General features: G+C 24.8%; 14 protein-coding genes and 2 pseudogenes. 5 read left to right on the top strand and 11 right to left on the bottom strand.

The window, feature by feature from the left end; all coding sequences use genetic code 4:
- Positions 1–13: 13 nt before the first annotated feature.
- The 3 genes from ACI2WJ_RS06430 to ACI2WJ_RS06420 are packed head-to-tail and all read left to right on the top strand — an operon-like array spanning position 14 to position 2,874.
- Positions 14–1,000, top strand: a complete 987-nt coding sequence (locus ACI2WJ_RS06430) for an alpha/beta fold hydrolase (protein ID WP_338957768.1) — start codon at positions 14–16, stop codon at positions 998–1,000.
- Positions 1,001–1,011: 11 nt separating this feature from the next.
- Positions 1,012–2,187 carry a methionine adenosyltransferase gene (gene metK / locus ACI2WJ_RS06425; RefSeq protein ID WP_400255259.1) on the top strand — a complete coding sequence of 392 codons (1,176 nt, stop codon included), beginning with the start codon at positions 1,012–1,014 and terminating at the stop codon, positions 2,185–2,187.
- Between the two features lie 18 nt (positions 2,188–2,205).
- The gene (locus tag ACI2WJ_RS06420; RefSeq protein WP_339039785.1) at positions 2,206–2,874 is read left to right on the top strand and encodes a copper homeostasis protein CutC; all 669 of its coding nucleotides are present in this window, start codon (positions 2,206–2,208) and stop codon (positions 2,872–2,874) included.
- Here the strand turns inward: ACI2WJ_RS06420 and ACI2WJ_RS06415 are convergent.
- Entirely contained in the window at positions 2,838–3,173 is a 336-nt protein-coding gene (locus ACI2WJ_RS06415; protein ID WP_400255258.1) for an ankyrin repeat domain-containing protein, read from the bottom strand. The two genes, ACI2WJ_RS06420 and ACI2WJ_RS06415, sit on opposite strands and share 37 nt — an antisense overlap.
- Positions 3,174–3,276: 103 nt before the next feature.
- On the opposite strand from ACI2WJ_RS06415, the pseudogene ACI2WJ_RS06410 reads away from it, so the two are divergent.
- Together ACI2WJ_RS06410 and ACI2WJ_RS06405 are read left to right on the top strand one after the other, a co-directional pair.
- A pseudogene (locus ACI2WJ_RS06410) lies at positions 3,277–4,400 on the top strand (IS3 family transposase).
- Positions 4,401–4,488: 88 nt separating this feature from the next.
- Positions 4,489–5,611 (top strand): annotated as a pseudogene (locus ACI2WJ_RS06405) (IS3 family transposase).
- 2 nt (positions 5,612–5,613) lie between these two features.
- Here ACI2WJ_RS06405 and ACI2WJ_RS06400 read toward each other — a convergent pair.
- From ACI2WJ_RS06400 to pta, 10 genes are all read right to left on the bottom strand, one after another.
- Positions 5,614–5,928 (bottom strand): lipoprotein, encoded by a 315-nt coding sequence (locus ACI2WJ_RS06400; protein ID WP_400255189.1) that lies wholly within the window; start codon positions 5,926–5,928, stop codon positions 5,614–5,616.
- Positions 5,929–5,934: 6 nt separating this feature from the next.
- Positions 5,935–6,813 carry a hypothetical protein gene (locus ACI2WJ_RS06395; protein WP_400255188.1) on the bottom strand — a complete coding sequence of 293 codons (879 nt, stop codon included), beginning with the start codon at positions 6,811–6,813 and terminating at the stop codon, positions 5,935–5,937.
- Complete coding sequence (locus ACI2WJ_RS06390) at positions 6,794–7,498, bottom strand: ATP-binding cassette domain-containing protein (RefSeq protein ID WP_400255187.1); 705 nt, start codon at positions 7,496–7,498, stop codon at positions 6,794–6,796. Before ACI2WJ_RS06390 ends, ACI2WJ_RS06395 begins: the two co-directional genes overlap by 20 nt.
- Positions 7,499–7,500: 2 nt before the next feature.
- Positions 7,501–8,169 carry a hypothetical protein gene (locus ACI2WJ_RS06385; RefSeq protein WP_400255186.1) on the bottom strand — a complete coding sequence of 223 codons (669 nt, stop codon included), beginning with the start codon at positions 8,167–8,169 and terminating at the stop codon, positions 7,501–7,503.
- A gap of 58 nt (positions 8,170–8,227) precedes the next feature.
- The gene (locus tag ACI2WJ_RS06380) at positions 8,228–9,220 is read right to left on the bottom strand and encodes a lipoate--protein ligase (RefSeq protein ID WP_338957282.1); all 993 of its coding nucleotides are present in this window, start codon (positions 9,218–9,220) and stop codon (positions 8,228–8,230) included.
- 7 nt (positions 9,221–9,227) lie between these two features.
- Positions 9,228–10,364 carry an alpha/beta hydrolase gene (locus ACI2WJ_RS06375; RefSeq protein WP_338957284.1) on the bottom strand — a complete coding sequence of 379 codons (1,137 nt, stop codon included), beginning with the start codon at positions 10,362–10,364 and terminating at the stop codon, positions 9,228–9,230.
- A complete protein-coding gene (locus tag ACI2WJ_RS06370) occupies positions 10,357–11,907 on the bottom strand; it encodes an FAD-dependent oxidoreductase (RefSeq protein WP_400255185.1) in 1,551 nt (516 codons plus the stop codon). The genes ACI2WJ_RS06375 and ACI2WJ_RS06370 overlap by 8 nt, the downstream gene beginning before the upstream one ends.
- A gap of 136 nt (positions 11,908–12,043) precedes the next feature.
- Entirely contained in the window at positions 12,044–12,259 is a 216-nt protein-coding gene (locus ACI2WJ_RS06365) for a hypothetical protein (RefSeq protein ID WP_174481599.1), read from the bottom strand.
- Between the two features lie 124 nt (positions 12,260–12,383).
- The gene (locus tag ACI2WJ_RS06360; RefSeq protein ID WP_252319743.1) at positions 12,384–13,637 is read right to left on the bottom strand and encodes an acetate kinase; all 1,254 of its coding nucleotides are present in this window, start codon (positions 13,635–13,637) and stop codon (positions 12,384–12,386) included.
- Between the two features lie 18 nt (positions 13,638–13,655).
- Complete coding sequence (pta, locus tag ACI2WJ_RS06355) at positions 13,656–14,648, bottom strand: phosphate acetyltransferase (protein ID WP_400255184.1); 993 nt, start codon at positions 14,646–14,648, stop codon at positions 13,656–13,658.
- Between the last annotated feature and the right edge of the window lie 14 nt (positions 14,649–14,662).

Raw genomic sequence — 14,662 nt, 5'->3', positions numbered from 1 at the left:
GACTAACTTTAACATGATATGAAACAATGCTAATTTTTTTACTGATAAAAATGGTTTATATTCGATTTTAATTGGGATTAGTATATTAATTATTTTAATAATTTTAAGAATTTTATTAATGGCAAAAATTAAAGATAATGTTCATGTACAACAAGCTGCTGAAATACGAGAAAAGGTAATTATTTTACGTGATGGTTATGAAGTAAAATTATTTAAACAAATGGTTGATAAAAGTACAGTCATTATTATTGGTGCTCATGGCTTGCAAGGTCAAAAAGATGATTTTAAATTATTAAGTTCTTTTTGTAAAAAATCACAACTATCTTTAATTACTTATGATCGAAGAGGTAATGGTAAAAATGGACAAGATTGAAAATTTAAATCATTAGGTACTGATATTAATGATTTAAAAGATATAATAAGTGCAGTAAAATCTAAATATCCTAATCAAAAAATTATTATTTTTGGTGAATCATTAGGCGCAGCTATTGCTAGTCATGCTGTTAAAAATAATTCACAAGTATCAGCATTAATTACTAGTAATTTAGTAACTAAAAAAAATCTTTATCAATTTTCATTAAGTTTTATTATTTGTTTTTGTTTTGCTTTTATTTTTAATTCTAATATTCAAATGCCAATCTATGTTGAAAATCAAGATATTTCTAGTAATAATGCTCATATTACTAATATAAATCAAAGATATAGTAATCGTCAAAATTGATCATTACGTTTTTTACTACAATTTAAAAAAATTAATAAAAAAAGTATAATGGAAATTAGTAATTCAAAACTTCCAACGTTAATCTTGCAAAGTGCTGATGATGTATTTAGTGATTTTCATCAACTTAAAATTAATAAAAAATATTGGAAGAAACATCATAGTTATGTTTTTATTTTTGATGGTAAACATGCTTTAATTAATGAACCTAATATTAAAGATATATTTGATAATGAAATTATGCCATGAATTACAAAAAAAATTTTACTTGAGAAAGGTTAAAAAATATGAAATTAATACCTAATATTACCCATCCTCTTTTTACTAGTGAGTCTGTTGCTCCTGGTCATCCTGATAAGATTTGCGATCAAATTGCTGATGCAATTTTAGATGCTTTTTTAAAACAAGATCCACATGCCAAAGTAGCATGTGAGGTTTTTATTACTACAAATTTTGTTTTAATTGGTGGTGAAGTTCATAGTCATGCTCAAGTTGATTATCAAGCAATTGCGCGAAAAGTTATTACTGAAATTGGTTATATAAATGATGAAATTGGATTTAATGGTTTTACTTGTGAAATTAAAGTGTTAATTCATGAACAATCACCTGATATTTTACAAGGTGTTGAATTAAAAAATCATCAAATTGGTGCTGGTGATCAAGGAATAATGTTTGGTTATGCATGTCAGCAAACATCAGAATATATGCCATTAGCAATTGTTTTAGCACATGAATTAATTAAACGAGCTACAAAATTACGAAAGGAAAAAAAATTTAAGTATGCACTTCTTGATATGAAAGCGCAAGTTACTATTGATCAAGAAGACCCTAAAAATTTAAAAATACATACTATTTTAATGAGCATTCAACATCAAGCAAATTATGATGAAAAACAATTTAAAACATTTATTCATAAAGAAATTATGCAATATATTGTTAATAAATATCATTTAAATTTTGATTTTAAATATTTAATTAATCCAACTGGTAAATTTGTAATTGGTGGACCTGCTGGTGATACTGGTTTAACAGGAAGAAAATTAATGGTTGATACTTATGGTGGAGCTGCTTGTCATGGCGGGGGAGCTTTTTCAGGAAAAGATCCCACTAAAGTTGATAGAACGGGTGCTTATTATGCTAGGTATATTGCTAAAAATATTGTTGCTGCTAACTTAGCAAAGATTTGTGAAGTACAATTAGCTTATGCAATTGGAACTCCTGAACCAATTGCAATATTTGTTAATACTCATCAAACTATTATTTCCGGTTTAACAGAGGCAAAATTAACAGAAATAATTTATCAAGTCTTTGATTGTTCTGCTAGTGCTATGATTGATAAATTAGAGTTATTTAAACAAAATTATCAACAATTATCAACTTATGGTCATTTTGGTAGAAATGATTTACAATTACCTTGAGAGAAATTAGATAAAGTTAGTTTATTGAAAACTTATTTATCAAAAAAATAAGATGGGGAGAGATATTTTATGTTTTTAGAAGTAATAGCTACATCTTTAAAAGATATAGAAAAAATTAATAATTCTTTAGCTAATCAAGTTGAACTTTGTACTGCTATGGAATTTGGTGGTTATACTCCAAATTATGAATTGATTGCTGAAGCATGTAAAATTTCATTGAAACCAGTAATGGTTATGGTTAGAAATAATAATAATGGTTTTAATATTACTGATAATGATTTTAAAATCTTTAAAAGAGATATTGAATTTATTAAAACAACTCATGCATCAGGTATTGTTTGTGGTATTTTAACTAAAGATAATAATATTGATGTTGAAAGAATGAGTGAAATTATTAAATTAGCAAAGCCTTTAAAAATAACTTTTCATCGTGCTTTTGATGAAATTTTTAATAAAAAACAAGCTTTAGAACAGTTAGTAAAATTAGGTGTTACTACAGTTTTAACTTCTGGTGGTCAAGATAATATTGTAAATAATATTAATAAATTTAAAGAATTAAAGAAATTAAATTTACCAATAAAAATTCTTGCTGGTGGTGGAGTTAATTTAGAAAATGTTAATGTTTTATTAAAAAATGGTATTAATGATATTCACGTTGGAAAATGTGTGCACGAAGATAATAATTTTAATAATCCTATTAATTATCAATTAATTAATAATATTAAAAATATGGCATAAATAATAAAAAGTTTTATAATAGATAAGATTAAACATTTAACAAGGTTACTGTTCTTTTGTTTTAAAAGAACAGTAACCTTTATTGATGGTTTATTATTATAATTAGTTGCATTGATTTCATTTTTATTAGATTCTAAAGAACATTGTTTTGTTAAAATTTTTTCTACTTTTGTATGTTTTTGTTTTTGTGCTCTTATTAAAGCAGTTTCACCACGTAAATTTATTTGATTAATATCAGCACCATTGGCTATTAATAAATCAACTACATTTAAATGGCCATTTTTAGCGGCCTTTGTTAAAGCAGTATTGCCAAATTTTGTTTTATGTGGATGGGTTACACTTTATTGGACACTAATTACGTAGACAAGTGAACAAATTAGTTAAAAGAAAGGAAATATAATTATGGCCAATATTAACTCATATAATGATGAATTTAAAAAACAAATAGTATCTTTATATCAAAATGGCAAATCAGTATCTTGCCTTGCTAAAGAATACAACGTTACAAGAGCAGCTACTTATAAATGAATTAAGCAATTTACAAATTCAGGCAGTTTTAAAACTAAAGATAATCTTTCGGATTTAGAAAAACAATTAATTCAAGCAAATAAAGAATTAAAACAATTAAGAATGGAGAATGATATTTTAAAGCAAGCAGCACTAATAATAGGCAGAAAGTAGAGATTATTACAAATAATAAATCTAAATATAAAATTCGTCCAATTTGTCGTTTTTTAAAACTTTCTAAATCAACATATTATTTTAATTTAAAGAAAAAAGAAGATAAAATCAAAAATAATATGTATGATGAAGCTGTTATTAGTGCTTTTAAACAAAATAAAGAAGTTTATGGAACAAGAAGATTAAAAGTCAGTCTAGAAAATAAAGAAATTTATTTATCACGCAAAAAAAATTAAAGAAATTATGAATCAGCATAATTTAATATCAAAATACACTAAATTATCATTTAAAAATCATCATAACAAAGTCAATGATAGCCAAATAAGCAATCTTGTGAATAGAAACTTTAATAATAGGCTTAAAAATGAAGTTATTGTTAGTGATTTAACTTATGTTCAAGTTAATGGTAAGTGAAACTATATTTGCTTATTAATCGACCTATTTAACCGCGAAATTATTGGACATAGTGTAGGTGTACTAAAAAAGATGCATCATTAGTATATCAAGCATTTATGCAATCAAATCGCTGTTTAAAAGATATTCAAATATTTCATAGTGATCGCGGTAATGAATTCAATAATAAAACTATTGATAAACTTTTATTAGCATTCAATATTACCCGTTCTTTAAGCAAAAAAGGTTGTCCTTATGATAATGCTGTTGCTGAAGCAACTTTCAAAACTTTCAAAACTGAATTTATTAATGATAAAAATTTTACATCATTAATCCAATTAAAATTAGAATTATTTGATTATATCAATTGATACAACAACATACGAATCCACAGCACTTTAAACTACCTAACTCCAGTTAAATATCATGAAAAAATGTCTACCAAAAAATAGTCCTAAAAAGGGTGGATGGGTTACACTTTATTGGACACTAATTACGTAGACAAGTGAACAAATTAGTTAAAAGAAAGGAAATATAATTATGGCCAATATTAACTCATATAATGATGAATTTAAAAAACAAATAGTATCTTTATATCAAAATGGCAAATCAGTATCTTGCCTTGCTAAAGAATACAACGTTACAAGAGCAGCTACTTATAAATGAATTAAGCAATTTACAAATTCAGGCAGTTTTAAAACTAAAGATAATCTTTCGGATTTAGAAAAACAATTAATTCAAGCAAATAAAGAATTAAAACAATTAAGAATGGAGAATGATATTTTAAAGCAAGCAGCACTAATAATAGGCAGAAAGTAGAGATTATTACAAATAATAAATCTAAATATAAAATTCGTCCAATTTGTCGTTTTTTAAAACTTTCTAAATCAACATATTATTTTAATTTAAAGAAAAAAGAAGATAAAATCAAAAATAATATGTATGATGAAGCTGTTATTAGTGCTTTTAAACAAAATAAAGAAGTTTATGGAACAAGAAGATTAAAAGTCAGTCTAGAAAATAAAGAAATTTATTTATCACGCAAAAAAATTAAAGAAATTATGAATCAGCATAATTTAATATCAAAATACACTAAATTATCATTTAAAAATCATCATAACAAAGTCAATGATAGCCAAATAAGCAATCTTGTGAATAGAAACTTTAATAATAGGCTTAAAAATGAAGTTATTGTTAGTGATTTAACTTATGTTCAAGTTAATGGTAAGTGAAACTATATTTGCTTATTAATCGACCTATTTAACCGCGAAATTATTGGACATAGTGTGTAGGTACTAAAAAAGATGCATCATTAGTATATCAAGCATTTATGCAATCAAATCGCTATTTAAAAGATATTCAAATATTTCATAGTGATCGCGGTAATGAATTCAATAATAAAACTATTGATAAACTTTTATTAGCATTCAATATTACCCGTTCTTTAAGCAAAAAAGGTTGTCCTTATGATAATGCTGTTGCTGAAGCAACTTTCAAAACTTTCAAAACTGAATTTATTAATGATAAAAATTTTACATCATTAATCCAATTAAAATTAGAATTATTTGATTATATCAATTGATACAACAACATACGAATCCACAGCACTTTAAACTACCTAACTCCAGTTAAATATCATGAAAAAATGTCTACCAAAAAATAGTCCTAAAAAGGGTTGCCATTCCAGTTTTGTGTTCATTGAAAACCAGTATTAAATTTTGAATAATTTAAATAATGACCAGTATTGCTTGGTTTAACATTTCCCAAATCATTAATATTACCAATATTATTAATAACATTTTGCGAGTTAGTATTATCAAAATTAATACCATCTCCATAATCTGAATTTGTTCAGTCAAAATTTGGTAAACCATTTAAATAATCACTACCATCTAAACTACCAATATTACAAGCAACTACTAAACTAGCAGGAGCAGAAATTAAACTAAAAACACTAAAAAGTAATAATATTTTTTTCATCAATTTTTATCCTTTCATTCCTCAATTAAAAAATCTTTTTGATAAATAAGAAAACAACATAGTAAATATCAAGATTCCAATTAATGTTTGCCAAATACTAGTAAAAACAACAAATGATATTTCATTATAATTTTGAATAATTTGACTTATTCCTAGTGAATCTAAAAATTGATATGAAGTAATCAACATATTAAACCAAATAAAATATTTAGTTGGACACAAATAACCAATAACAATAAATATTAAATTATTGTTAGTTACTGTTGGTTGAATTAAAACATCCGAAAAAATAATGAAAAATATGGTAAAAATAGCAAGCATTACAAATGATAAATTAAACTTAGAAAAAAATGTTGTAATAAATATGTTAGCAACTGTTAAAAAAAATGTTAATAATATCATAACAAATATATAGAAAATTCAAATAAATCATCTAATATTAGAAAGTAAATTTAGATGAAAATTAAATATTGAAATTAAAGAATAAATATTATAACAAATAATATTAATACTTACTGATAATGATACCATTATTAAATTTGATAAAAAAATTGTTAAAATAATATAATATTCATTAATACCAATTATTTTTATTCTTTTTAAAAAGTTTTTCTTTCGCCATTCAATCATAAATATTCCTAAATAAAAAGATGAAATAAAAACTGATATTGATAAAAAATTTAACAAAATGGGGGGTAAAATTTGATAATAACTATAATTATTTCATAATCACGATGATAATGCAGAAATTAAAAAACCTAATAAAAATACAAAAATATAAGTTCTAGGATTTCCAAAAATTACTTTTGAAATTAAAGAAAAAAGTCTTGAAAATTTAGAAACAGTACTTTGTTTGAATAATTCTTTAGTTACCATTAACTTCATTTTGATAATACTCCACCATCATTTTACGTAAACTACCATATTTTTTTATAATTGCATCAATACTTTGGTCTTGATAAATTTCACCATTTTTTAAAATTACTACCCGATCACAAAGTAATTCAACTTCTTCTGGTGTGTGTGAAACAATTAATAAATTAATTTTTTTAATTTCTTTTCATGACTTAATAAAATTAACAAGTTTAATTTGCATTTTTAAATCTAAACCAGTAACTAACTCATCTAAAATTAAAATTTCAGGATCATTTAAAATTGATAAAAAACAATTAAATCTTTGTCTTTGACCACCCGAAAGTAAAGAAATTTCTTTTTTCAAAATATCATTTAACTCAAAAACATCAATTAATCCTTTGCCTTCTTCACTTTTAATATATTTTTTATTTTTATAAAATTTAATTAAATCAATAATTCGTGTACCAACTGGTCAATAACCTTCTTGAAATTGAACACCAATTTTCCGACTAACCTTTTTACCAACATCATCAAGAAATAATACTTTACCTGATGTTGATTTTAAAACTTGTGAAATAATTTCAACCAAAGTAGTTTTGCCAGAACCATTAGCACCTAAAATAGCAAGCGATTGTGAAGCAGGTATCTCTAAATTAATATTTTTTAAAACCTGATTTTTACCATAATTTTTACTTATATTTTCTAGAATAATCATTTTTATTTTCCTTGTAAATTATTATTTAAAATTTCTTCATATAATTGATTAAACATTTTTTTCATATCAGAATCCAAAATTAATAGTGGCTTTACTGTATTGTCACTGGGTGGTTTATTTCACATATATTCACCTTTGTTATTTCGTTCCACATATTTATCAAAAGTATAAAAATCAATATCAATTGATTTTTCAATTGTTCTACCTAAATCTTGAATTCAAATTTTTACTCATTGAAAATAAAAACCAGCTTCAAAATACTTCATAACTCATAAGTTTAAATATTCATTTGCATTAATATAATTACTACTTGGATCATTAATTTTATTAATAGTAAACTCAATAAAATATGTTCGCAATGTTAAGGCCATGTATATTTGCATTGATTGTGAATGAATAATTTTATTATTAATATAATCATTAATATCTGCTGTTGGTATACCAATTTCATCATAGCCAGGTTTACCTACTTTATCAATAGCATCTTGATATAAAAATTGTCAAACATTTAATTGATTTCTATCTTTTTTTGGTCAACCACGTGTTGGATAAAGAATATCATTTATACTATTTGTTTGATCAAAACTATTATTTACTAAAAATGTAATAACATTGCTAATTGGTGTTATAAAAATAAACATTATAAATAAAATCCATAAATATTTCTTCATATTTCCTCTTTAATATTAGTTATAAAAGTAAGGATATCATAAATAAGAATTTTATTCATTATTTTATGATACTTTTTATGATTTCTTCAGCAAGAAAATTTTCACCAAAAATTTCGTTAATATTAGCATTTTCAATGATATTAGTAATAGTTGCTACATTATATTTTTGTTTTTCTAGTTTTTTTTCTAAACTAGTAGTACCTGCTGAGCCTAGGAAATCACCATATATTTTAATATTTTCAATAATTCCTGCCTTAACATTCATTCAAACGTGAATAGTTCCTTTACTAGGAAAAAGTGTTTTATGTTTTAAATCAAAATCTGGAGATTTACCATAAACTCAATCTCAAGTTCGATATTTAGTATTTGCTAATGATTCAATATCAGCAATCATTTTTTCAGAAAATTCCATAATCTTTGTATTTTTTGTACTTTTTAATTGTTCAATAATTAAATTTTGAAATTCTTCAATTGTTATTGGTGGATTTAATAATGGTAAAATATTTGTTACTCGTGCTTGTACTGATTTAATACCTTTTGATTTTAATTTATCCAAATCAGGTTTTAATACTTTTGGTAACATTTGCATATCAACATTAAAAAGAATAGTACCATGATGTAAAATTCGATTTTTATATGTATATTGGGCATTACCCGATATTTTTTTATCATCAACTAAAATATCATTTTTACCACTAAATTGAGCATTTAAACCTAGATTTTGTAAAACATTAACTATTGGTTTTGTAAAAAGAGCATAATTACGAGCATTATCTTTATTTTTATCAAGAATAAAAGTAAAATTTAAATTTCCTAAATCTTGATAAACAGCTCCACCACCAGATAATCTTCGTACAACATTAACTTTTTTTGTTCTTACATATTCATTATTAATTTCTTCAATTGTATTTTGGTTTCTACCAACAACAATAGTATTATTATTTTGTCATAATAATAAGATTTCATCAGTTATATAAGGATTAGTAATCAAATATTCTTCGGCTGCTAAATTAAAATATGGGTCTTTGCTATTATTAATATAATAAATCATTATTAATTTAATCTCCTTTATCTTCGGTTTTAAAATTTGTTCATTTATTAACAAATTTTAAAGTAGTTTTGCAATATGTATCATAATCGGTAGTGACGGCTCTTATATGTTTAGCAGATGGCATAATTAATAATTCACTTATTGTTTCTTCTTCATAATTTATTTTCTCTTCATACATTTTTTGTGCCATTGTTGCTGGTACAGTTTCATCATCATTACCATGAATAAATAATACAGGAATTGAAGAACAATATTTTAATTTATTAATAGGATCAATACTATTAATATTAAATTTATCTTTTAACCTAAAGAAAAATTTAACACCATAATAAAATCAAAATCAATGAAGGTTAAAGTATTGTTTACCCATAATTTTAATAATATGACTAAAACTATCAAATCCACAATCAGAAATTGCACATTTAACACCAAATTTACCAGTATCAAATCGAGATATTGTTTCCAAAACAGTACTGGCACCCATACTATTACCAATTAAAGTAATATTAGGAGGTTGTTTAAAATCTGTTTCTGCTAAATAATTATTAAGACTTAAAATAACAGCATATAAATCATCTGCTTCTTTATTACCAAAAGTAATTGCATCATGGATATTATTACTACCATGACCTCTTGTATCATAAGTAACAATACTATATCCTTGTTCATAAAAATGTTTAACTAAATATAAAATGCTATAGCGATTTTGTTGTCAACCATGAGTTGCAATTATTCATTTATGATTTTTATTAGATTGATGATTATTAATGAAAAAAGCTGATAACAAGCGATTATCATAAGTAGTTATCGTCATATCTTGTGCTTCCATCATATCCCAATTACTATCATCAATCATTAGTTGTAGAGCATTTTGTAATTCCATATCTCGATTATAAAAACTCAAAGTATTGAGATCAATTTTAGCAAAATTTGGATTAGTACTTCGTCCAATTCGTTGAAAATTTTCCATAACATTTCGCATCATCAAACCAATAAAAAAATTAGTAATTAAAAAAGGAATAATCCATAATGGAAAAGTAAATATCAAAATAATTTTTAATCATCAAGCAATTTTATATTTACTTTCTTTAACTGGTAAAGTCATTCTTGCTCTAAGTTTTAAATATTTTTCATTACTAACCATTATATTTTATTCCTCTCAAAATTAATTTGATAAGGCAATCTATTTTTTTCTTACCTTTTAAATATGGATCTGGATATGTAACATCTTCTTTTGTTAAAATTCCTGTTGCTAAAAGTGCTGCCGCAGTAACAAAGTTATAAGGCTTATTAAAGTGTGGTAAGAAATACATATCAATTAATGGAATTTCATCAATAGTAACCTTTTTCAATATTGCTAATGAAAACATTGCAATTGTTTCTGTATGATCATGAGTTGAACCAATTTCAGCTCCAACAATACGACGAGAACTCTTTTCTCATATAATTTTAATTTTTACTTCATGATTTTCACTCATAAAAGGTGGAAACACTGTATCTTGATAAAAATATGCTTCTACATTATTAGATCCTAAAATTGCTTTTGCAGAAACTTCTGATAAACCAGTAGCACATAGTTTTCAACCAAAAACAGCAATTGCATTTGTTCCTTGAACACCAGGAAAGGCGATTCTTGTTTTAGGATCTGTTTTTGCAACATTTAATCCAGCAATTAAACCACTACGTACAGCATTAGTTGCTAAGGCAATATTAACATTTTTATTTCAAGCATTTGAACGAATATTAATACAATCACCAATTGCATAAACATTAGGATCTGAAGTTTGAAAATATTCATTAACTTCAATTGCACCACGGGGATCTAAGCTAAGTTGAACTTTACCATTCTCATCTTTCAAGATAGCAGTATTTGGTAAGAAACCAACAGCCATAATTACTAAATCAGCTTTATATGTTCCTTTATTAGTTTTTACTTCACTCACTTTATCATCTTTAATAATAAATTCTTGTAAAGTTTCTCCTAATTGTAATTTTACTCCTACTTTTTTCATATCTGCTTCAACATCATTTGTAAATTCTTCATCATAATAACGAGGCATAATACGATTTTCAAAATCAATTAAAGTAACTTCTTTTTTATCTTTATAAAAAGCTTCTACTAATTCAATACCAATATAACCTGCACCAATTACTACTACTTTTTTTACTTCTGGTTTACTCAAATCAGAAATAATTTCTTGAGCATGTTGGTATAGTTTTGATAAATGAATGCCATTTGTTAATTTAACACCATTTAAAGTATCTTTAACAACTACGCCATCTTTATGAGCAATTAAACCGGGAATTTCTTTACCACCTGGATTTAAGATTGGTCATGAACCAATCCCTAATACTAACTTATCATAACTTTCAGTAAATACTTCATTAGTATCTAAATTTTTAATAGTAACAATTTTAGCTTTACTATCATATTTAATCATTTCATGTTTTTCTTTAATTTTAACACCTAATGCTCTTAACTTTTCAATTGTGGCATAAAATAATCCTTTTGGATCAGTAAATTCTTTACCAACTCAAAGCGCAATTCCACATCCTAAAAATGAAATATTATCATTACGATCATATGCTACTACTTCACTATTTGGATTAGACCTCATAATTGCCTTTAGTGCTGTTGTTCCGGCATGATTAACACCTATAACAACTATCTTTTGTTTTCTTTCCATGCTAAAATCCTCTCTTACTTATTACTTTTTTTCAATTTCTTTTATTGTGTAATCACAAATACAAATATATATTATTTTATCACTTTTTATTTAATAGTTACAACTCTTTCTTTCGGTAGACAATATACCATTCATTTTAAAAACCTAAAATTGCAATTGGTCAATTTCCATCATGATAATTATCTTTATTACTTTCTTCTTTTCAATCACGACAAGTAACCCTACTACGACTTGATGATGACTTCTTAGTTAATTTATTAATTTCATTTATCATATTTTTATCAAAATTTTTATATTGATTTTCCTCACTAATTTTATGATTATTTTTTTCTTTAATGTATTTAAATTCCATACTTTTTTCTCCTTGAATCTTTAAAGTATTTATTTTTAATTAAAATTTGATAATTATTAAGTATTTTCACTTAATTTAAACATTATATATCAAAATAAAAAACCTTAATATATTTTTTTATTTTTTAAATATTTTTTAATAAATTATATGTATCTTGACAAATCATTAATTCTTCATTTGTTCTAATTTTAAAAATAGGAACTTCTGATTGTTTATCACTAATTTCTAAGTAATCATTATACTTATCATTATTTTTATTAGTTACTAATTTTAAAGTAAACACTTTAATTTCCTCAATAACTAATTGACGAATAATTGCAGAATTTTCACCAATACCTGCAGTAAATACTAATGCATCAATATTACTATCTAAATCATTACCATATTGAACAATATAATTAGCAATTCTTTGCACAAACATTTTTATTGCTAATTGTGATTGTAAATGATACTTATGGTTTTTATCATTACTACTTGCAAGAACATCACGTAAATCAGAAGAATGTCCACTAATTCCTAATAAACCCGAACTTTTATTTAAATCATTAGTAACAGTTTCAATAGTTGCTTCTGCTTTAACATTACACATATAACCATGAATAGAAGGGTCAATGATACCACTTCTAGAACCCATAATTAAACCATCTAACGGTGTTAATCCCATGCTAGTATTAAAACTTTTACCATTTTTAATAGCACAAATACTAGCACCATTACCTAAATGACAAATAATAGCATTAATCTTATCTTTTGGTTTATTTAAAATATTAGTTAATTTATCTAAAATATAACGATAACTAGTACCATGAAATCCATATCTTCTTACCTCATATGTTTTATATCAATCATATGGAACTGAGTAAAGATATTTTTCTTCAGGAATAGTACTATGAAATGAAGTATCAAATACTGCCACATGTTTAGCATGTGGAACTAATTTTTGGAAAGATGATAATCCTTTTAAAGCTGGTGGATTATGTAATGGTGCTAAAGGAATACATGCTTTGATACCAGCAATGACTTTCTCATCAATAACAATTGAGTTATTAAATTTTTGACCACCGTGAACCATACGATGACCAATTCGTTTAATATCATCAAAATTATTAATGACCTTATACTCAATTAATGCATCAATTACTGTTTGCGCTCCTATAACATGATCAGCAATATCTTTTGTTACTTCATGTTTAATAAAGTTATCACCATTAGCAATTTCAATAATAAAATTACTATTTTTAATAGCTATCCTTTCAACTAAACCTTTACAAAGAATAGTAAAATGAGGTTGTTTATCATTATTAATAGCATTAAAAAGTTGAAATTTAATAGAACTACTTCCGGCATTAATAACTAAAATTTTATTTTGTTCTGACATATTTGTTTTATCTCCTTATTAATTCTTAATTAATGTTTGAATAGCAGTGATCAATGCTGTGTAATAAATGTCATCAATAGTAGCACCACGAGAAAGATCATTAACTGGCTGATTTAAACCCAAAACAATAGGACCAATAGCTTTATAATCACCTAATCTTTGGGCAATTTTATAACCAATATTAGCAGCATCTAAAGTTGGGAAAATAAATGCATTACAATGATTTTTAATTGTTAATTCTGGGAATTTTTTATTTCGCACTTCTTGATCTCAAGCAGCATCAAATTGAATTGGTCCTGCTACTTGCACGTTTTTTAATTTTAATTGTTGAACAAAGTTAGTAGCATTACGTACTTTATCAACACTTTCACCACTACCACTAGTATTAGTAGAATAAGATAACATTGCTAATTTAATTGGATTAAATTCTAAAAGTTCACCAAAGTGAATTGTAGATTTTGCAATATCTGCTAATTGTTCAGCTGTTGGATTTAAATTAATTGAACCATCACTAAATAAAAATATTTCTTCATTTTTATTCATAATAAATGTACTTGAAACAGTTTTAGTACCTGCTTTTGGTCCAATAATTTGCAAAGCTGGACGTAAAATATCAGCAGTAGTAAAAGTAATACCACCAACAAAACCATTAACCTCTTTATTATTTAATAACATCATTCCATAGTAATTACGACTTAATACCAATTTATTAGCTGCTTCTAAAGTTAAACCCTTTGCTTTTCTTAATTCATATAATTGATTAGTAAAATTTGTTACTTGATTTTCTTCAATAGATAATGTTTTAATATTAGAATTTTTAATATTACTAGGAATTTCTTTATCATTATTAAATAATAAAACCGGTGTAATAAAATTTTTAACAGGTGAATTATCATTAATAATTTTTAAAGCTATTGCCTGTACTTTTTCATTATCTCCTTCTGGAAATAAAATTCTGATTGGTGTTTTGCTTTTTTGTAAAATAGATAAAATAAAATCTAATAGTTTCATATTATCTTCTCTCC

Source organism: Spiroplasma endosymbiont of Cleonymus obscurus, assembly GCF_964273375.1.
In the GTDB taxonomy this organism is placed as follows: domain Bacteria; phylum Bacillota_I; class Bacilli_A; order Mycoplasmatales; family VBWQ01; genus Spiroplasma_E.
This window is presented reverse-complemented; position numbering and strand designations above follow the sequence as displayed.